Source organism: Candidatus Symbiopectobacterium sp. NZEC135, from assembly GCF_025962695.1.
In genome coordinates, this window is sequence record NZ_JAGFPF010000860.1 from 1 (window position 1) to 882 (window position 882).

Annotated in this window: 1 protein-coding gene; it reads left to right on the top strand. The window is 58.3% G+C overall.

The window, feature by feature from the left end; genetic code table 11:
* A partial coding sequence (tnpC, locus tag J5224_RS31005; RefSeq protein ID WP_264628852.1) for an IS66 family transposase occupies positions 1-882 on the top strand: 882 nt, incomplete at both ends.

The following is an 882-nucleotide window of genomic DNA, read 5'->3' on the forward strand; positions in this document are numbered from 1 at the left end:
GCCGTTGTATCGCCAGTCTGAAATCTACGCCCGTCAGGGCGTGGCGCTGAGCCGTTCAGTGCTGTCGGGTTGGGTAGATGCCTGTTGCCGGTTGCTGTCACCGCTGGAACAAGCTCTGCAACACTATGTACTGACCGATGGCAAACTGCATGCCGATGACACTCCAGTGCCGGTACTACTGCCGGGGAATAAAAAGACGAAAACGGGGCGACTATGGACCTACGTTCGAGATGACCGTAACGCGGGCTCTCCTCAGCCGCCCGCCGTCTGGTTCGCCTACAGCCCGGATCGAAAAGGCATCCATCCGCAAACCCATCTTGCTGACTTTAGCGGTGTCCTGCAGGCGGATGCGTATGCGGGGTTCAACGACCTGTACCGTCCGGGGCGTGAAGCGGGTGAGGTAAAGGAAGCGGCCTGTTGGGCACATGCGCGGCGTAAAATCCACGACGTGCACATCCGAACGCCCTCGGCAACCAGCGAGGAAGCATTAAAGCGCATCGGGCAACTGTATGCTGTCGAAGCTGAGTTACGCGGGTTACCGGCAGAGCAGCGCCTGAGCCAACGCCAACTGAGGGCGAAACCGCTCCTGAAATCGCTGGAAGGGTGGTTGCGGGAAAAGGTGAAAACACTGTCGCGCCACTCAGAACTGGCGAAAGCGTTCACTTATGCCCTGAACCAGTGGTTGGCACTGACGTACTATGCGGAAGATGGCTGGGTGGAAGTGGATAACAACATCGCGGAAAATGCGCTGCGACTGGTGAGTCTGGGACGAAAAAACTGGCTGTTCTTCGGCTCTGATCATGGCGGTGAGCGGGGAGCGCTGTTGTACGGACTGATAGGCACCTGTCGGCTGAACAGCATAGATCCGGAGCGCTACCTGCA